The organism is Geothrix rubra (genome assembly GCF_030268065.1).
Taxonomy (GTDB): domain Bacteria; phylum Acidobacteriota; class Holophagae; order Holophagales; family Holophagaceae; genus Geothrix; species Geothrix rubra.
The window spans coordinates 312,883-329,906 of sequence record NZ_BSDD01000005.1 but is presented as its reverse complement, the minus strand read 5'-3'; the positions used below and the strand labels follow the sequence as shown (position 1 = coordinate 329,906).

At 71.2% G+C, this 17,024-nt stretch carries 13 protein-coding genes; 7 read left to right on the top strand and 6 right to left on the bottom strand.

The window, feature by feature from the left end; translation table 11 throughout:
• Position 1: 1 nt before the first annotated feature.
• The 5 genes from miaB to QSJ33_RS13750 form a co-directional block, all read right to left on the bottom strand.
• Positions 2 to 1,306: a tRNA (N6-isopentenyl adenosine(37)-C2)-methylthiotransferase MiaB gene (miaB, locus tag QSJ33_RS13770; protein WP_285727158.1), complete on the bottom strand. Its 1,305-nt coding sequence runs from the start codon at positions 1,304 to 1,306 to the stop codon at positions 2 to 4.
• A gap of 150 nt (positions 1,307 to 1,456) precedes the next feature.
• Positions 1,457 to 3,556: a TonB-dependent receptor gene (locus tag QSJ33_RS13765; protein WP_285727156.1), complete on the bottom strand. Its 2,100-nt coding sequence runs from the start codon at positions 3,554 to 3,556 to the stop codon at positions 1,457 to 1,459.
• Between the two features lie 59 nt (positions 3,557 to 3,615).
• The gene (locus tag QSJ33_RS13760; RefSeq protein ID WP_285727153.1) at positions 3,616 to 4,974 is read right to left on the bottom strand and encodes an ATP-binding protein; all 1,359 of its coding nucleotides are present in this window, start codon (positions 4,972 to 4,974) and stop codon (positions 3,616 to 3,618) included.
• The gene (locus QSJ33_RS13755; protein WP_285727151.1) at positions 4,961 to 5,644 is read right to left on the bottom strand and encodes a response regulator; all 684 of its coding nucleotides are present in this window, start codon (positions 5,642 to 5,644) and stop codon (positions 4,961 to 4,963) included. Before QSJ33_RS13755 ends, QSJ33_RS13760 begins: the two co-directional genes overlap by 14 nt.
• 2 nt (positions 5,645 to 5,646) lie before the next feature.
• Entirely contained in the window at positions 5,647 to 6,267 is a 621-nt protein-coding gene (locus QSJ33_RS13750) for a hypothetical protein (RefSeq protein ID WP_285727149.1), read from the bottom strand.
• Positions 6,268 to 6,357: 90 nt separating this feature from the next.
• Here QSJ33_RS13750 and QSJ33_RS13745 point away from each other — a divergent pair, with 90 nt between their 5' ends.
• Positions 6,358 to 7,236: a cyclic di-GMP-binding domain-containing protein, MshE-related gene (locus QSJ33_RS13745; RefSeq protein ID WP_285727146.1), complete on the top strand. Its 879-nt coding sequence runs from the start codon at positions 6,358 to 6,360 to the stop codon at positions 7,234 to 7,236.
• On the opposite strand, the gene lepA is transcribed toward QSJ33_RS13745, so the two are convergent.
• Positions 7,233 to 9,050, bottom strand: coding sequence for a translation elongation factor 4 (lepA, locus tag QSJ33_RS13740; RefSeq protein ID WP_285727144.1), 1,818 nt, complete (start codon positions 9,048 to 9,050; stop codon positions 7,233 to 7,235). The genes QSJ33_RS13745 and lepA overlap by 4 nt on opposite strands.
• A gap of 145 nt (positions 9,051 to 9,195) precedes the next feature.
• On the opposite strand from lepA, the gene QSJ33_RS13735 reads away from it, so the two are divergent.
• The 6 genes from QSJ33_RS13735 (at position 9,196) to QSJ33_RS13710 (ending at position 17,020) form a co-directional block, all read left to right on the top strand.
• A complete protein-coding gene (locus QSJ33_RS13735) occupies positions 9,196 to 10,005 on the top strand; it encodes a response regulator (protein WP_285727142.1) in 810 nt (269 codons plus the stop codon).
• A complete protein-coding gene (locus QSJ33_RS13730) occupies positions 10,002 to 11,534 on the top strand; it encodes a hypothetical protein (protein WP_285727140.1) in 1,533 nt (510 codons plus the stop codon). Before QSJ33_RS13735 ends, QSJ33_RS13730 begins: the two co-directional genes overlap by 4 nt.
• A 29-nt stretch (positions 11,535 to 11,563) precedes the next feature.
• Positions 11,564 to 12,937: a M20/M25/M40 family metallo-hydrolase gene (locus QSJ33_RS13725; protein ID WP_285727137.1), complete on the top strand. Its 1,374-nt coding sequence runs from the start codon at positions 11,564 to 11,566 to the stop codon at positions 12,935 to 12,937.
• Between the two features lie 62 nt (positions 12,938 to 12,999).
• A complete protein-coding gene (locus QSJ33_RS13720) occupies positions 13,000 to 13,818 on the top strand; it encodes a cytochrome C assembly family protein (RefSeq protein ID WP_285727135.1) in 819 nt (272 codons plus the stop codon).
• On the top strand, positions 13,815 to 15,116 hold the full coding sequence (gene hemA / locus QSJ33_RS13715) for a glutamyl-tRNA reductase (RefSeq protein WP_285727133.1): 1,302 nt from the start codon (positions 13,815 to 13,817) through the stop codon (positions 15,114 to 15,116). The genes QSJ33_RS13720 and hemA overlap by 4 nt, the downstream gene beginning before the upstream one ends.
• 200 nt (positions 15,117 to 15,316) lie before the next feature.
• Positions 15,317 to 17,020: a GNAT family N-acetyltransferase gene (locus tag QSJ33_RS13710; RefSeq protein WP_285727131.1), complete on the top strand. Its 1,704-nt coding sequence runs from the start codon at positions 15,317 to 15,319 to the stop codon at positions 17,018 to 17,020.
• Positions 17,021 to 17,024 lie beyond the last annotated feature (4 nt).

The following is a 17,024-nucleotide window of genomic DNA, read 5'->3' as shown; positions in this document are numbered from 1 at the left end:
GCTACACCAGCTCCGCGCCCAGGAAGTGGGGGCTGGCCTGGGTGATGCGGGCCTGCACCAGCTCGCCGAAGGGCAGCTCGCGGCCCGGTCCGGCAGCCAGGTGGATGGTCTTCCACTCGCCGCTGCGGGCCAGCCACCAGCCCTGCTCGGTGGCCGTCCGGCTCTCGATGCGCACGGGGATCTCCCGGCCCACGAAGCGGCGGTTGCTGGCCAGGGTCAACTCCGCCTGGCGCTGCTGGAGGCGGGCCAACCGCTCGGACTTCACGGGCATGGGCAGGTCGTCCTTCAGGCGCAGGGAGGGCGTGCCGGGCCGGGGCGAGTAGATGAAGCTGAAGGAGGCGTCGAACTGGACCGTCTCCAGCACCTGCATCGTGGCCTCGAAGTCCTCATCCGTCTCGCCGGGGAAGCCCACGATGAAGTCCGTGCTGAGGGCCAGGCGGGACCGGCCTTCCCCCAGGTAGCCCAGGCGCTCCAGGTACTGGTCGATGGTGTACTCGCGGAGCATGCGCTTGAGGATGCGGTCGCTGCCGCTCTGCAGGGGCAGGTGGAGGAAGGGCGCGACCTTCGGGTTCGTCACCAGCTCCCGCGCCAGGTCCCGCGTGAAGTTCATGGGGTGGCTGGTGGTGAAGCGGAGCCACTCGAGGCCGTCCACCTCGGCCACCCGCGCCAGCAGCTCGGCGAAGGTGCAGCCGCCGGCGTAGCTGTTCACGTTCTGGCCCAGCAGCTCCACCTCGCGGTAGCCGGCTTCGACGAGGCCCCGCACCTCGGCCACCACATCCGCGAAGGGCCGGCTGCGCTCGGTGCCGCGGGTGGTGGGTACAATGCAGTAGGTGCAGGCGTGGTTGCAGCCCTCGATGATCGTCACCAGGGCCTTGGCCGTGTCGCGCCGACGTGCCACCTGGGGCGGGAAGAGGTGGTTGTCCGGGTACTCGCCGGTGTCGATGACCCGGCCCCTGCCGGCCTGGGCCTCCGCCACCAGCCGGGGCAGCTGGCGGAGGGCCATGGTCCCCAGCACGAAGTCGATGTGGGGCGCCCGCTTGAAGAGGGCGGCCTGCTCCTGCTGGGCCAGGCAGCCCGTGACGCCCACCAGCAGGGGCCGGCGCTGCTTCTCCTCCCGCAGCCGGCCCAGCTCGGAATAGACCTTGTGGACCGCCTTCTCGCGGATGGAGCAGGTGTTCAGCAGCACCAGGTCCGCGTCCCCGGCCTCCGCCACCGCCTCGAACCCCTCGGCCGACAGCAGCCCCGACAGCTTCTCGCCGTCGTGGTCGTTCATCTGGCAGCCCCAGGTCTGGATGTGGAACTTCATCGGTCCTTCACCTGCTCCATCGTGATTCGCTTCCTGTGGGGCCCCGCCTTGCGGAGTCCCCCGGACTCCGCTCCGCGACCCACAGGGTCGCGAGGATGTGGAACTTCATCGGTCCGTCCAAACCTTTGAGTTTACCGGAAGCGGCAGGTGTCAGAACCGGTAGCTGACGGTGGCGGTCACCCGCCGGCCGGGGAGCAGGTAGTACTGGGCGTCGCCCATCTCGCTCTCGGCCACGGGGTCGCGGCGGTCTCTGAGGTTGTCGCCCTTCACGCGGACCTCCCAGCGGGCGGCGCGGTAGCCCAGGCCGGCGGCCAGGGTGGTGTAGCCGCCATAGGGGGCCCGGTTTCGCTTGTCCATGAAGATCCCGCCGGTGTACCGGGCCTCCAGGGAGCCCGTGAACCCTCGGGCCGGGGCGTAGAGGAGGCCCAGGGCGCCCAGGTGGTAGGGCGACATCTCCAGGCGCTTGCCGGCGAGCTGGGTGGCCGTGCCCCCGAAGTCCTGGACGTAGTCCCGGAATCGGCTGTCGTGGTAGCTGTACGCGCCGTGCAGGGACCAGTCGGTCCGGAGCCGCCAGTCGGCGCTCAGTTCCATGCCCTGGAAGCGCTCCGTGCCTGCGTTCACGAGCACTGGCAGCCCCCCCAGGCTCTGGGAGACCACCAGGTTGCTGAAGTCCATGAGGAAGGTGCTCAGCTCGAGGTCGAGCCGACCGTCCAGCAGCCGCGACTTCGCGCCCAGGTCGTAGCTCTCGGCGGTCTCGGGCTTCAGGATCCCGGGCGTGCTGTCCAGGCCGAAGTCGATGGCGCCGGGCTTGTAGGTGTTCCGGTAGCTGGCGAAGAGGTTCACGCGGTCCGCGCCGGACTGCCAGGCGGTCCAGGTGAGCCCGGCGCTGCCGGAGAGGCGCGTCACGGTCCGGCGGTCCTGACCCCCGTCCAGGGTGGCGCTGGCGAAGTCGAGGGTGAAGGCCCGGCGGGTCTCCTCTGTGCGGTTCAGGCGCAGGCCGCCCTCCACCACCAGGCGGGACATGGGCGACCACTCGGCGAAGCCGTAGAGGCCCGAGAAGTCCCGGCGGTCGTCGATGCGGATGTCGGCGGCCGGCGGCAGGGCGCCGCTGCCGGGCGCGTTGGAGCCATCCAGGTTCACGACGTAGTCGAAGTCCCCGCCCCGGCCCGTGCCGGCGCCATGGAGGTGGTCGAAGCCCGCCACCAGCTTGAGGCCCGGCAGGTCGGTCCAGGCCAGGTGCGTGTCGAAGTAGAGGTCCGTGGTCTCGATCCGCTCCCGGTAGCCGTGGGCGTTGGGATCCGTCGTGACCACATCCACCAGGAAGCCCCGGAACAGGTCCTGGCGCGACCGGGACGTGGAGAGGATCGTGGACCACAGGGCCGCGCCGGCCTGCTGGTCCCAGCCCAGGGTGAAGGTGGCCCGCCGGTCGTTGAGGTAGGCGCCGTCGGGGTTGTGGTTCGCATCCAGGGGCACGTCCGTGGTGAGGACCTTGCCCACCCGGGGATGGGGACTGGCGGGCTTCTGGTCCACGGCCGCGGCGTCGAGGTCGAAGCGGAGGATCCCGGCGCCGAGCTCCGCCCGGTTCCGCCACAGGACGTGGCCCCGCTTGAACGCCGTGCGGGGGTCGTCGTAGCCCTGCTTGGCCACGTCGGCCGTGAGGCTGGACTCCACCTTCGACCAGCGGGGCAGGCGCAGGGTCACGGCGGCGCCGCCGCTGCCGTGGCTGCCTCCGGACAGCCGGACCGATCCTTCCGTGTCCGCCGGGTGCCGGTGGATCACCTGGATGACGCCGACGAAGGAGGTGGCGCCGTACATCACGGGTGCCGCGCCCCGCTGGATCTCGATGCGCTCCACGTTCTCCAGGTCCAGGGTGCTGAGGGCCGGATTGAAGGCCCCGCCCCAGGGCACGCCATCCACCACCAGGAGGAAGGCGTCGAACTCCTTGAGGCCCCAGAACTCGGGGATGCTGGAGGCCGGCCCGCCGTCGCCGCCGGGCGCGATGTTGATGCCCGCCGCCAGGGCCAGGGCGCTGCGCAGGTCCGTGGCGCCGCGGTCCGCCAGGTCCCTGCCGGTGAGCACGGTGATGGAGGCCGGCACCTTGACCGGATCCTCGGGGAAGCGGGTGGCGGTCACCTCCACCGTGGCGGCGCCGGCGGGCTTCGGCTGGTCGGCTGACTGGGCCCGCAGGGTCGGGGCCACACCCGCCACGAGCAGGCAGGGGATCAGGGCCAGGGTCGAGGGGCACCGCATGGTTCCTCCAGCGCGAGCCCCCAGAAGAACATGACGTCAAACTTACATCAACATGAACATCAGGTCAGGTTGGGGATCCGCAGGGTCACCCTCGTGCCCTGGCCCACCCGGCTCTGGATGTCCATGGTGCCGTCCAGCATGGCGGCGATGCGGGCCACGATCGCCAGGCCCAGGCCCAGGCCGCCTTCGGGTCGGGGTTCGGGGGGGCGGGTGAAGGGCCGGCCCAGGCGCGGGACCCATTCCGGGGCGATGCCCGAACCCGTGTCCTCCACCCAGAGGGCCGTGGCGCCCGGCGCCGTGTCCGCGCCCAGCACCACCCGCCCCCCGGCAGCGGTATGCCGCAGGGCGTTCGCCACGAGGTTGTGGAGGGCGCGGGTGAGGAGCAGCCGGTCGCCCGCCAGGACGCCCGGGGCTGCCGCCGCCTGGAGGGCCACGCCCGCCTCCTCGGCCGAGGCCTCGAAGAAGCCGCGGACCTCTTCCAGCAGCCCCGGCACGTCGATGGGCTCCCGGGCCAGGCGGCCAGGGCCCCCCTCCGCCCGGGCCAGGAAGAGGATCTGGTCGATGAGGGCGGCCATGCGGTCGCACTCCTCCAGCAAGCCGCCCAGGGCGCTCCGCTGGGCCTCGCTGCTGCCCGGTGCCAGGGCCAGGTTCTCCAGGGTGCTGCGGAGGTTCTGGAGGGGCGTCCGGAGCTCGTGGGCCAGCTCCGCCCCCAGCCGGTCCGTGCGCTCGAAGGCCGCCTGGAGCCGCGCCAGGGCCGCATTCAGGGTGTCCACCAGGGCCCGCAGCTCCCCCGGGAACTGCCCGGCCTCCAGGCGCCGGTCCAGGTGGCGGTCGTCGATGGTTCCGGCCTCGCGGACGATGCGGGCCAGGGGGGCGAGGCCCCAGGCGGCCACCCACCGGGCCACCAGGGCCGCCACCAGGGCCGCCAGCCCCACGGCCAGGCCCAGGGTGCGCCGGAAGTGGGCGGTCAGGGCCTGCTCGTGGCTGCGGTCCATGGCCAGGAAGAGCGTCCCGCCGGACTCGCCTCCCCCGGCGCGCCAGGGACGCGCCAGGACCGAGAAGACCCGGCCATCCGCCGCCTCCACCTCCTGGGCGGGGGCCCCCGGCGGGGGCACGGCCAGGGACGGCAGGCCCGCCATGAAGGCGCTCTGCCCGAGGACCCGGCCCTCCCGGTCGAGCACCCGCCATTCGGCCTTCTCCAGCACGGGCCTGCCCCCGGCTTCCGGCCCGGTGTCCCCCGCGGCCAGCCGCTGGAGCATGGCCCGGGCCTGGCCCTCCATCACCAGGGCATCCTCGGCCTCCAGGGAGCGGTGGAGGGCCCGGTCCATGAAGACGGCCATGAGCCCCGCCAGCAGCGTCGCCGACAGCGCGAAGGCGAGCTGGAGCTTGCGGAGGATGCTGCCGCTAGGCCGGCTCACGGGGCTCCAGCACGAGGCCCACGCCCCGGAGGGTGTGGATGAGCTTCACGGGAAAGGGATCGTCCACCTTCCGTCGCAGGCGCAGGATCTGCACATCGACGGCGTTGGCGTCCACGGCGCCTTCCAGGCCCCACACGGTCTTCACCAGCTGGCTGCGGGCCACCACCTGGCCGGCGTTCTCCAGCAGGAGGGCCATCAGGGTGTACTCCTTGGGGGTGAGGTCGATGCGGTGGCCGGAGCGCAGGATGCTCCGGTGCGTGCGGTCCCAGACCAGGTCCGCCACCTGGATGCGGGTCGGCGACTGGACCGGCTGCACCCGCCGGACGATGCTCCGCAGGCGCGCCACCACCTCGAGGATGCTGTAGGGCTTGGCCAGGTAGTCGTCCCCGCCGGCCTCCAGGCCCCGCAGGCGGTCCTCCAGGTTCCCCTTGGCGGAGAGGAAGATCACGGGAACGGGATTGCCGGCGCCCCGCAGGGCCTTCACGACCTCCAGGCCCGACAGGCCCGGCAGCATGACATCCACCACCAGCGCATCGAAGACGCCGCTGCCGGCGAGGGGGAGCGCCTCCTCCCCCGAGGCCACCACCAGGGCCTCCAGACCTGCCGCGGCCAGCCCCGACCGCAGTTCCTGGGCGGTCCGGGCCTGGTCCTCCACGATCAGCACGCGCATGGTCAGTCCTTCGGGAGGAGGGCCACCAGGGTGCCCTCCCGCGCTTCCAGGGTCAGGCCCAGGCGTTCCCCCATGCTGCGGAGCCACAGGGACGTGAGGTTGCGCGCCGCGTCCTCCGGGGGCACCGGCAGCAGGGCCGGCGGGATGGGCGGCGCGTCCGGCCAGCGGAGGCGCCAGCCTTCGGGGGCGACCTCGGCCTCGATCCGGAGGGCGCCCGGCGCCACCCAGGGGAGGATCTGCCGGCTGAGGGCCACCGCCCAGTCCTGCAGCAGGGGCGCTGGCCAGGGCCGCCCGTCGCCGGACTCGGCCAGCACCACCTCCACGGGGCACTTGAAGAGCACGGACAGGGGCTCCAGCCGCCGGAGGAGCCCCTCCCGCCATTCGGGCCAGGGCAGCTGCCCCGCATCCGGGATCCGCCCCAGGGCCAGGGCCCGCGACATGGCCACCAGGTTCCGGCCCTCCTCCAGGGTGGCTTCCAGGCGCAGCCGGTTCCGCGGGCTGAGGGGTTCCGCCGGGTCGCTGAGGTCCAGCACCCCCTGGATGCCCGCCAGCAGGTTGTTGAAATCGTGCAGGGCCGTCCGCCACAGCGTTTCGGATGCCTCCACCGGGCCATCGGAAACCATCGTCCCTCCCCGCTGGCGAATATGCCTGCCTATAAGTTAACTTGGAGCTGATCTTCGCCGAAGTGTCCAGGTGTCCTGAAGGCGCGTCTCATGCAACAACCGATCAAGCGGCTGGGGGAAATGCTCGTGGAAGCGGGCCTGATCACCCCCGCCCAGCTGCAGAGCGCCATCACCCACCAGAAGATCGCCCGGGGGCGGCTGGGCAGCAACCTGGTGGCCCTGGGCTACATCACGGAGGAGGTCCTCATGGACTTCCTCAGCCACCAGACCGGTGTGCCGCGCATGGATGTCCGGACGGCGGAGGTCCCCCCGGAGATCCTCAGGCTCATCCCCCATCGGCTGGCCGAACAGTTCACCGTCCTGCCCGTGGCCATCAAGGAACCCAAGTCCCTGGTGCTGGCCATGTCCGACCCCTCGGACCTGAATGCCATCGACAGCGCCCGGTTCGCCTCCGGACTCCACATCGAGCCGGTCGTGGCCTCCCACAGCGCCCTCCGCAAGGCCATCGCGGACCTCTACCGCCGGCTCGACACCCCGGCCCCCTCGGCCCTCACCATCGAGCTGGGCGCGGAGCCGCTCCCCGATGACGCCCTGCCCATGCCCTTCGCCATCGAGCCGCTGCCGGTGCCCATCCCTGCGCCACCGCCGTCCCGGCCCGCGGCCTTCCCGCCCGACCCCTTCTTCGACAGCCCGGGAATGCCCACCCAGCCGATCCACATCGATCCCTTCGGCTTCTTCGATCCCGCCCCGGCCAAGCCCCCCGCCCCGCCCGCCAACCCGGACCTGATCCACAGCCGGACCCTGGGAGAGGTGACCCGCCGGCTGGAGAGCTACCATACCCGGACCCTGGTGTTGGGCCTCATCCGGCTCTTCCAGCGCCGAGGCGTCATCGGCCAGGACGAGTTGCAGCGCCTCCTGGCCAACCTCATCGAGTCCGGCGAGATCAAGGACGACGATCGCCTCGGCTAGCTCTCGACCTTGAGGATCGCCAGGAAGGCCTCCTGGGGGATCTCCACGTTGCCGATGGCCTTCATCCGCTTCTTGCCTTCCTTCTGCTTGTTGAGGAGCTTCTTCTTGCGGCTGACGTCGCCGCCGTAGCACTTGGCGAGCACGTCCTTGCGGCGGGCCTTCACGTTGGTGCGGGCGATGATCTTGCTGCCGATGGCGGCCTGGATGGCCACGTCGAACATCTGCTGCGGGATCACTTCCTTCATGCGCTGGCAGAGGGCCAGGCCCAGGGTCTGACTCTTGGCGCGATGCACCAGGATGGAGAGGGCGTCCACGGGGTCGCCGTTCACCAGGATGTCCATCTTCACCAGGTCCGATTCCGTGTAGTGCTTCATGTGGTAGTCGAAGCTGGCGTAGCCCTTGGAGATGGACTTCAGCTTGTCGTAGAAGTCCAGCACCACCTCGTTCAGGGGCAGCTCGTAGACGAGCATCACGCGGTCCGTGGAGACGTACTCCAGCTTCTGCTGGATGCCCCGGCGCTCCTCGCAGAGCTTGAGCAGGCCGCCCACGAAGTCCGTGCGGGTGAGGATGGTGGCCTCGATGATGGGCTCCTCGATCTTCGCGATCTTCTGGAGGGGCGGCAGCTTCGAGGGGTTGTCCACGGCGACCTCGGTGCCGTCCGTGAGGTGCACGTGGTAGCGCACGCTGGGGGCCGTGGTGATGAGGTCCAGGTCGAACTCGCGCTCCAGGCGCTCCTGGACGATCTCCATGTGCAGCAGGCCGAGGAAGCCGCAGCGCAGGCCGAAGCCCAGGGCCGTGGAGGTCTCCGGCTCGTAGGTGAAGCTGCTGTCGTTCAGGCGCAGCTTCTCCATGGCGTTGCGCAGGTCTTCGAAGTCGTCGCTGGAGGTGGGGAAGATGCCCGCGAAGACCACGGGCTGGATCTCCTTGAAGCCCTTCAGCATCTCCGAGGCCGGCTTGGTGGTGTTCGTCACGGCGTGGGTGATGGTGTCCCCCACCTTGACATCCGCGAGCTGCTTGACACTGGCCACCAGGTAGCCCACCTCGCCCACGCTCATCTCGGGCTGCTTGTCCATCTTGGGATCGAAGATGCCGATCTCGTCCACGCGGTACTCGGAGCCGTTGCTCATGAAGCGGATCTGGTCGCCCTGCCGGACCCGGCCGTTCATCACCCGGATGAGGCTCACGATGCCCCGGTAGGGGTCGTAGTAGCAGTCGAAGACCAGGGCCTGCAGCGGCGCGTCGGGATCGCCCTGGGGCGGCGGGATGCACTTGACGATCTGCTCCAGGACCAGGTCGCAGTTGTCGCCGGTCTTGGCGCTGACGTTCACGGCGTGCGCCGTGTCCACCAGGCCGATGACGGTGTCGATCTGCTCCAGCACCCGGGCCGGGTCCGCGCTCGGGAGGTCCGTCTTGTTGAGGACGGGGAACACCTCCAGGCCGTTCTCCAGGGCCAGGTAGGTGTTGGCCAGGGTCTGGGCCTCCACGCCCTGGGTGGCGTCCACCACCAGGATGGCCCCCTCGCAGGCGGCGAGGCTGCGACTCACCTCGTAGGTGAAGTCCACGTGTCCCGGGGTGTCGATGAGGTTCAGGGTGTAGGTGTTCCCGTCCAGGGCGGGGTACTTCAAGGTCACCGCGTGGGCCTTGATGGTGATGCCGCGCTCCCGCTCCAGGTCCATGTCGTCGAGGATCTGGGCCTGCATGTCCCGGTGGGCCACCGTCTTCGTCAGCTCGAGCAGGCGGTCCGCCAGGGTGGACTTGCCGTGGTCGATGTGGGCGACGATGGAGAAATTGCGGATGTGCCTGGGATCGGTCAACGCGGAACCTCGAACCGGCCATTGTACCTGAGGCGGCGCCGGACGTCCCGCGCGGATCCCTGGTTTCCCTTGCGCCCGGAATCAACCCGTGGTTGATCCCAACCGATGGGGCCTTTAACCTCGTAAGAGGAGTGAAGGAGCCCGCTTGCCCGCGACCCAGTCCCCCCAGACGATCCTGATGGTGGAGGACAACGCCCTGCAGCGCCGTCAGCTGGAGGCCCAGCTCCAGCCCCTGGGGCACCGCCTCCTCTCGGCGGTGAACGGCCAGGAGGCCCTGGACCGGATGCGGGAGAACCCGCCGGACCTCGTGATCATGGATGTGGTCATGCCCTCCATGGACGGCTTCAAGGCCTGCGAGGCCATCAAGGCCGACCCCCGCACCGCGGGCATCCCCGTCATCGTGCTCACCGCCCTGAGCCGGGACGCCAAGGACCGCAGCTACGCCGCCGGCGCCGACGACTTCCTCCGCAAGCCCGCCTCGACCCTCCTCCTCCAGGTCCGCGTCCAGACCCACCTCCGCATCCATTCGCTGGCGCAGTCGGTGGGCCACCTGGCTCCGGCCCGCCCCAAGGTCCTGGTCGTCTCCGGCAGCCCCCTGGTGCGGGCCCAGGTCCAGAACCACTACGGGAAGGACCAGGCCGTCTTCGTCGAAGCCCAGGGCGAAGGGCAGGCCCGGGCCCAGATCCTGGCCCACCGCCCCGACCTGCTGGTCCTGGACACGGAGCTGCTGGACGGCAGCGCCCAGACCCTGGCCATGGCCATCCAGCAGGCCGAGGAGCTGGCCGGCATGCCCATCCTCCTCCTGCATGGCCCTGGCGAGCTGGAACTCTGGTCCAAGCTCAAGGAGCCTGTCTCCGACGCCATGGAGAAGCCCCTCGTGGCCCCCGAGACCCGCCGCCGCGTGGCCCTCATGGCCCGCCTGGCCCATCTCCAGAAGCTGACCCGGCCGGCATGAAGCGGTTCCTCCGGGCGGCCGCGCCGTTCCTGGCCGGCCTGGCCCTCTCCGGCGCCCCCGTGGTGGGCCGCGTCACCGACGGCCACCGCGGCCTGGCCGGTGTCCGCATCTACCCCGACCGGCTCCCCCGCGTCTCCCCCGACCTCGATCCCCCCGTGGCCCTCACGGACGCCCAGGGCCGCTTCCAGCTGGAGCTCGATCCCTCGGATACGGTGCTGGCCGTGGAGAAGGATGGCTGGCATCGCGACCTGGTGCCCGCCGCGGCCTGGGGCGACGACATCGTCCTCGGCCCCGAGCCCCTGCACCACGTGGAGCGCGCCCTCGTCGTGCGCGTGGATTTCCAGGACGAGGCCTCCACGGTCCCCGACGGCGCCCTCCGCCAGCTCCTCTTCTCCCGCCGGCCCGGCGTGGCGAGCGCCGCCAACTACCTCTACGAGGTCTCCAAGGGCGCCCTCACCCTGGAGGAGGGGCGGCTGCTCCACTACCGCACCGGGGCCTTCCCCGCCCCGCACACCGACGACCAGAAGGACGCCATCGTGACCTGGGTGCTCGGGAAGCTCCACGGCATGGACCTGGGCGATTGCGACCGGGTGGACAACCGGACCGGCGCGCCCGGGCCCGACGGCCGGCCTGACCACCTCTGGATCATCACCCCCGGCAAGCCCCAGACCCTCACCGCCGACGAGCAGGACATGAAGGCCGTGAACCTGCTGATGCCCCTGCCCTGGGACAAGTACCACCGCTGGCCCGTGGTCTTCCTGACGGAGGAGGTGCCCCTCGGGAACATCGTCCACGAGGCCTTCCACGCCATGGGGGAGCAGTCCGTGGACGACCTCTACCTGGGCTGCGACGACCCCGCCACCGCCGGCATCTGGGACCTCATGGACGCCGGCCAGTACCGCGGCTGGGACCGCTCCCACCCCGGCGAGGGCCCCTGGGTGGACGACACCGGCTACAGCCCCTCCCACCCCCTGGCCTGGGTGCGTTCCGAACTCTGGTACCGCGGCCGCTACCGCGAGACGGTGCCCCGGCTGACCGTGAAGGGCCGCACCTGGGAAGGCTGGATCGCCCCGGCCGCCCGCGCCCCGGAGGCCGATCCCCAGTGGGTGACGGTCCCCGATCCCCGCCGGAAGGGGCGGTTCTGGAGCCTGGAGGTCCGCCGCCCGTGGGGGTTCGAGCGCGGCCGCGTGGGCCGCCGTTTCGGTCCGGGCCACGAGGGCCTGGTGGTGGCCCTCATCGACCCCTCCCTGCTCAGCCCGGACGAGCCCAAGGGCGCCGTGCGCGTGGTGGACGCCCATCCCGGAACGCCGGAGCCGCCCAAGCCCCGCTTCCCCTGCGGGCGCTGGGAGCTGGACGACGCCGCCTTCAACCTGGGAGCCGGCGAGAACCCCAAGGGCCACAGCGGTCCGCTGTCCTGGCAGGTCCTCGAGACCGACGCCGCCGGCCGGATGAAGGTACGCCTCACCCTGAAGGCCCCCGTCGCGGCCCTGCGGGCGCAGCGGAAACCGAGGCGACAGAAAAGCGCGTGACGACAGCCTCATGCCCATTAACATGAGGCATGGTCAACCCGCGCCTCGCCGCCATCCTGGTCGCCTTCGCGACCCTCCTCCAGGCCCAGCGGCCGCCGGAGGACCTCCTCGCCGCCTCGGACCGGATCAAGGCCGAGGCCTTCCGCACCCACGGCGCCTACCGCGACCTCGCCTCCCTCTGCGACGGCATCGGCCATCGCCTGGCGGGCTCCCCCGAGCTGGACCGGGCCATCGGCTGGGCCCAGGCCCGCATGAAGGCGGCCGGGCTGGAGAACGTCCACACGGAACCGGTCATGGTGCCCCACTGGGTGCGCGGCGCCGAGCGGGCCGAGATGACCGCCCCGCGCGTCCAGCCCCTCCACATCCTCGGCCTCGGCGGCAGCGTGGGCACGCCCGCGGGCGGGGTCACGGCGGACGTGGTGGTGGTGGGCTCCTTCGCGGAGCTGGACCGCCTGGGCGACGCCGTGAGGGGGAAGATCGTCCTCTACGACGTGCCCTACGCCGGCTACGGCCCCACGGTGGCCTACCGGTTCAGCGGCGCCTCCCGGGCGGCCAAGTGGGGCGCGGTGGCGGCCTTGGTGCGCTCGGTCGGCCCCGTGAGCCTCGACACCCCCCACACCGGCCTCATGGCCTATGATCCCGCCCAGCCGAAGATCCCCACGGCCTCCGTCACCCTGGAGGCCGCCACCCAGATGCGGCGCATGCAGGCGGCGGGCCTGCCCATCCGCGTGCACCTGGAGATGGGCGCGCAGACCCTGCCCGACGTCCCCTCCGCCAACGTGGTGGGGGAGCTCCCCGGCACGGAGCGGCCGGACGAGGTGATCCTCCTCAGCGGCCACCTGGACAGCTGGGACGTGGGCCAGGGCGCCCAGGACGACGGGGCCGGCTGCGTCATCTCCCTCGAGGCCGCCCGCCTCATCCATGCCCTGGGGCTCAAGCCCCGCCGCACCATCCGGGTCGTGTTCTTCGTGAACGAGGAGAACGGCGTGCGCGGGGGGAACGCCTACCTGGCGGCCCACCGGGCCGAGCTGCCCTCCTTCATCGCGGCGGCGGAATCCGATTCCGGCAGCGAGAAGGCCCTGGGCTTCAGCCTGGACCTGCGCAAGGCCACCCCCGAGGCCCGGGCCGCGGCCCTGGCGAAGCTGCAGGCTTTCGGCCCCCTGCTCGAGCGGCTGGGCGCGGGGCGGCTGGTCCCGGGCGGCTCCGGCGAGGACGTGGGCCCCGTGGTGGCCGAGGGCGTCCCGGGCCTGGGCATGAACCACGCCGCCACCCACTACTTCGACATCCACCATACCGAGGCGGACACCCTCGACAAGGTGGACGAGAACGACCTCGCCCAGAACGCGGCCATCCTCGGCACCCTCGCCTACGCCCTGGCGCAGTCGGACGTCACGTTCCGGTAGTCCGTCACAGGACGGCGGCGGGGTGGCTGTGGCCACAGGCGGATGCCGCTATCATCTGCTCCATGGTCATTTCGCTCCTCCTCGGCGGCACGGCGCTGCTCCTCTACCTGGGAGCAGAGGTCTTCTCCATCGCGAACCTCCGCAAGGAGAAGGCGGTGTTCGGCCTGGTGGCCAAGGCGCTGCTGACCCTCGGCTTCGTCGTGCACTTCGCGGCCCTGGAGTTCGGGGGGCGGCTCACCCACACCGTGCCCTACCGGGACCTGTCGGCCTCCATGTCCCTCTTCGCCTGGATGGTGGCGGGCTCCTACGGCATCCTGCGGCTGCGGCACCGGGAGGCCTCGGCCGGCCCCTTCCTCATTCCCGTGGCCATCCTCTTCCTCGCCATCTCCCTGGTGACCCATCCCGCCCAGGCTCCTGCGCCCGACCCCAAGCTCTCCGGGGCCCTGTTCGCCTTCCACGTCACCCTGGCCATCCTGGGCTACGCGGCCTTCACCCTCTCCTTCGTGCTGGCCCAGATCTACCTGATCCAGCTCCGCCAGATCCACAAGCGGAAGCTGGGCCTCCTCTTCTCCCGCCTTCCGGCCCTGGACGTGATCTCCCGGATGCACCACACCTCCATCGGCATCGGGGTGGTGGCCATGACCGTGGCGTCCACCCTGGGCCTCATCTGGGCCAAGCAGAACTGGGGCACCTACTGGGATCCCAAGGTGGCCTTCACCTTCCTGCTCATCGGCATCTACGTGCTCTGCCTGCTGGCCGGACGGTTCCTCCGCTGGAGCGGCAAGCGCGTGGCCCTCCTCTCCCTCGCCGGCTACGTCCTGATGCTGTTCTCCTACACCATCGTGAACCTCTTCATCACCCAGGAGCACGTGTTCCATTGAGCCATCCGGACGAATCACCGCTCCTCCTCGTGGGCTGGGATTTCCGGCAGACTCCGGTGGAGCTGCGGGAGCGGCTGGCCTTCTCCCCCGAGAAGATCGAGGCGGCCATCCTCCGCCTGCGCGAGGAGGGCCTGCTGTCCGAGGGCGTCATCGTCTCCACCTGCAACCGCAGCGAGGTCTACGGTGTGCGAGGGCCGGCCGCCGTGGAGGGCGATCCCCTCCTGGCGCTCACCGGGTTCGTTTCCGAATTCCATGGCCTGCCCCGCCACGAAATCGAGAGCGTCGGCTACCGCCACATGGGCGCCGACGCGGTGCGCCACCTCTTCCGCGTCACCGCGGGCCTGGAGTCCCTGGCCCTGGGCGAGCACCAGATCATCGGCCAGGTGCGCGAGGCCTTCCGCTTCGCCTCCAGCACCGGCCTCACCCGCACGGTGCTGAACCGCCTCTTCCAGAAGGCCATCGAGGCCGGCAAGCGCGTCCGCAACGAGACGGGGCTCAACTCCCGCCCCATCTCCATCCCCGGCGTGGCCATCGAGCTGGCCCAGAAGATCTACGAGGACCTGGCGCCCCGGCGCTTCCTCATCCTGGGCGCCGGCGAAACCAGCTCCATCTTCTTCGACCTGCTGGTGGCCCGGGGCGCCAGGCACATCGAGGTGGTGAACCGCACCCTGGAGAAGGCCGAGGCCCTCTGCCAGCGGGCCGGCAAGGCCTATCCCTGGGAGCAGCTGGCCTCCCGGATCCCCCACGTGGACGTGGTCGTGAGCGCCACCTCCGCCACCGAGCCGGTCATCACCCGGGAGGATGCCCACCGGGCCGTGGCCCAGCGCCGGGGCCAGCCCCTCTTCTTCCTCGACCTCGGCATTCCCCGGAATGTGGATCCCAAGGTGGCGGACCTCGACAACGCGTTCCTCTACGCCGTGGACGACCTCCAGGAGATCGCCGAGCGGAACCGGCAGGAACGCCAACGGGAGGTGGTGCCCGCCATGGCGATCCTCGAGGAGGAGCTGCAGGACTTCACGGCCTGGTACGGGTCCCTGGCGGTGGTGCCCACCATCACGGCCCTGCGCCGGAAGTTCGAGTCCATCCGCGAGGCCGAGTTCGACCGCTCCCTCGAGAAGCTGAACCACCTCTCCCCGGGGGACCGGGAGAAGATCCGCCTCATGGCCCAGTCCATGGTGCGCTCCCTGCTCCGCCGCCCCACCGAGGCCCTCAAGGAGACGGACGACCCCACCCGCCGGCTGGAACGGGCCGAGGCCGCCCAGTATCTCTTCGACCTGGACATCGACCCGAAGGACTGAGGGCTGGGCCGGGGGATTCGGCGGCGGTCTCCGATCGCAGGGCCCTGCCGGGGTGGAAAAAGGCAACCAGAAGGTCGATGATCAAGGGAGCCAAACCCCCAGGAGTCCCAGCTGCCGAAAGCGTTCGGGGACATGCCGTCCATACCCGCCCACGAGGGCCCAGGGGTGCTGCGTCCGGACCGACGCCCAGGGAGCCCGCCATGACCCCTGAGGTCTTCGCCGAATGGCTCCGGCGCCTGGGCCACCGGGTCGTCCGCACCCAGAGCAGCTACTGGTTCGACCAGGGGCCGCGGGTCTTCCAGGCCTTTCCCTACCACTGGATCATCCAGCCGTCGGAGGAGGAGCTGCGCGAGTTCCTCCTGGCGGAGCGCGCCATCGGGCTCCGCTACTCCACCCCCCTGGACGCGGAGGAGGGGTCCTGCAGCTACCACATCCTCTACGAGCGCCCGGACTACGGACTCCAGGACGTGGAGCCCTCGGTCCGCTCCAAGGTGCGCCGGGGGCTGGAAGCCTGCCAGGTGGGCCCCATCCCCCTGGCGCGCTATGCCCGCGAGGGCTGGTCCATCGAGCGGGACACCCTGGACCGCCAGCACCGCCATTCCAGGCGCGGCCATGGCGACTGGGCGCGCATGGTGGAGGCCGCTGCGGACCTTCCCGGCTTCGAGGTCTGGGGCGCGGAGGTGGAGGGCCGGCTCGGGGCGACCCTCATGTTCGCGCGGGTCGGAGACGCCATCGACCTGCTCTACCAGCAGTCCCGCCGCGAGTACCTGCCCCTCCGGGTGAACAACGCCCTGCTCTTCGAAGCCACCCGGACCCTCGTCGCGCGCCCCGGCGTCCACCTGATCCACAACGGCCTCCACTCCCTGGATGCCCCGGCCAGCGTGGACCACTTCAAGGTGCGGCTCGGCTACACCATCAAGCCCATCCGCCAGCGGGTGGTGTTCCATCCCCGGCTCGCCCCCTGGTTCGGCCCCGCCACGTCCGGGGCGCTGGCGCGGCTGGCCGGGCTCTACCCCCAGAGCGAATTCATCCGGAAGGCCGAGGGCCTGACGAGGTTCCACTGCAACGGGCAGCTGGCGCTCCACCGGCAGACCTTCCCCGAGCTCCTCGAACCCGACCGGGAGGCCCTCTGCCGGCGGCTCGGGCTCCCCTTTCCTTCGAGTGCCGGGGCCCCGACGCTGGAGGGGCAGCCGCTCCGGATCACCCCCGCCACGCCGGCGGACCTGGCCGCCCTGACCGCCCTGCACCTCGCCTGCTTCTCCGAGGACGAGCATCTGGCCCTGAAGCTGGGTCGCCCCTTCATCCACGCCGTGTACCGGTGGTTCCTCACTTCCCGGGACACCCTGGTCCTGGTGGCCCGGCTCGGGGACCGGATCGTGGGCCTCACGGCCTTCTCCCGCCGTCCCTACAACCTGCCCATGCTCCGGGCCTGCAGGTGGCAGGCCCTGCTCGGGCTCCTGCGCCGCCCCTGGCTCGTCCTCCGTCCGGATTGGCTGGGGCGGCTCGCCTCCCTCCTCCTCACCAGGCGGTCCTCGCCGGCGGAGGGGGTCGCCCAGATCGCCTTCACCGGCGTCGCGCAGGAGGCGAGGGGCCATGGCGTCGGCCGGGTGCTCAAGCTCGCCTCCCTCCAGGCCTGCCGGGAATGGGGCGTCGCGGCCGTCACCACCGGCGTGCGGCGGGACAACCTCCCCGCCCGCGCCCTCAACGCCTGGGTCGGCTTCGTCGAGAGGCCCGAGCTCAGCTCGAAGCGGCTGGTCCACCTCCACCTCGACCTGGGCGCGCCGGGCCCCCCCCCCGCCACCGGCGGGCCGGCCCGCCCCTCCCCCGGCGGGCTGACCACCCCCCGCCGCCGACCGGATCCACCCGCCGCGCCGGGCATTCCATTTGTCAGGACAGGCGCCTAGACTG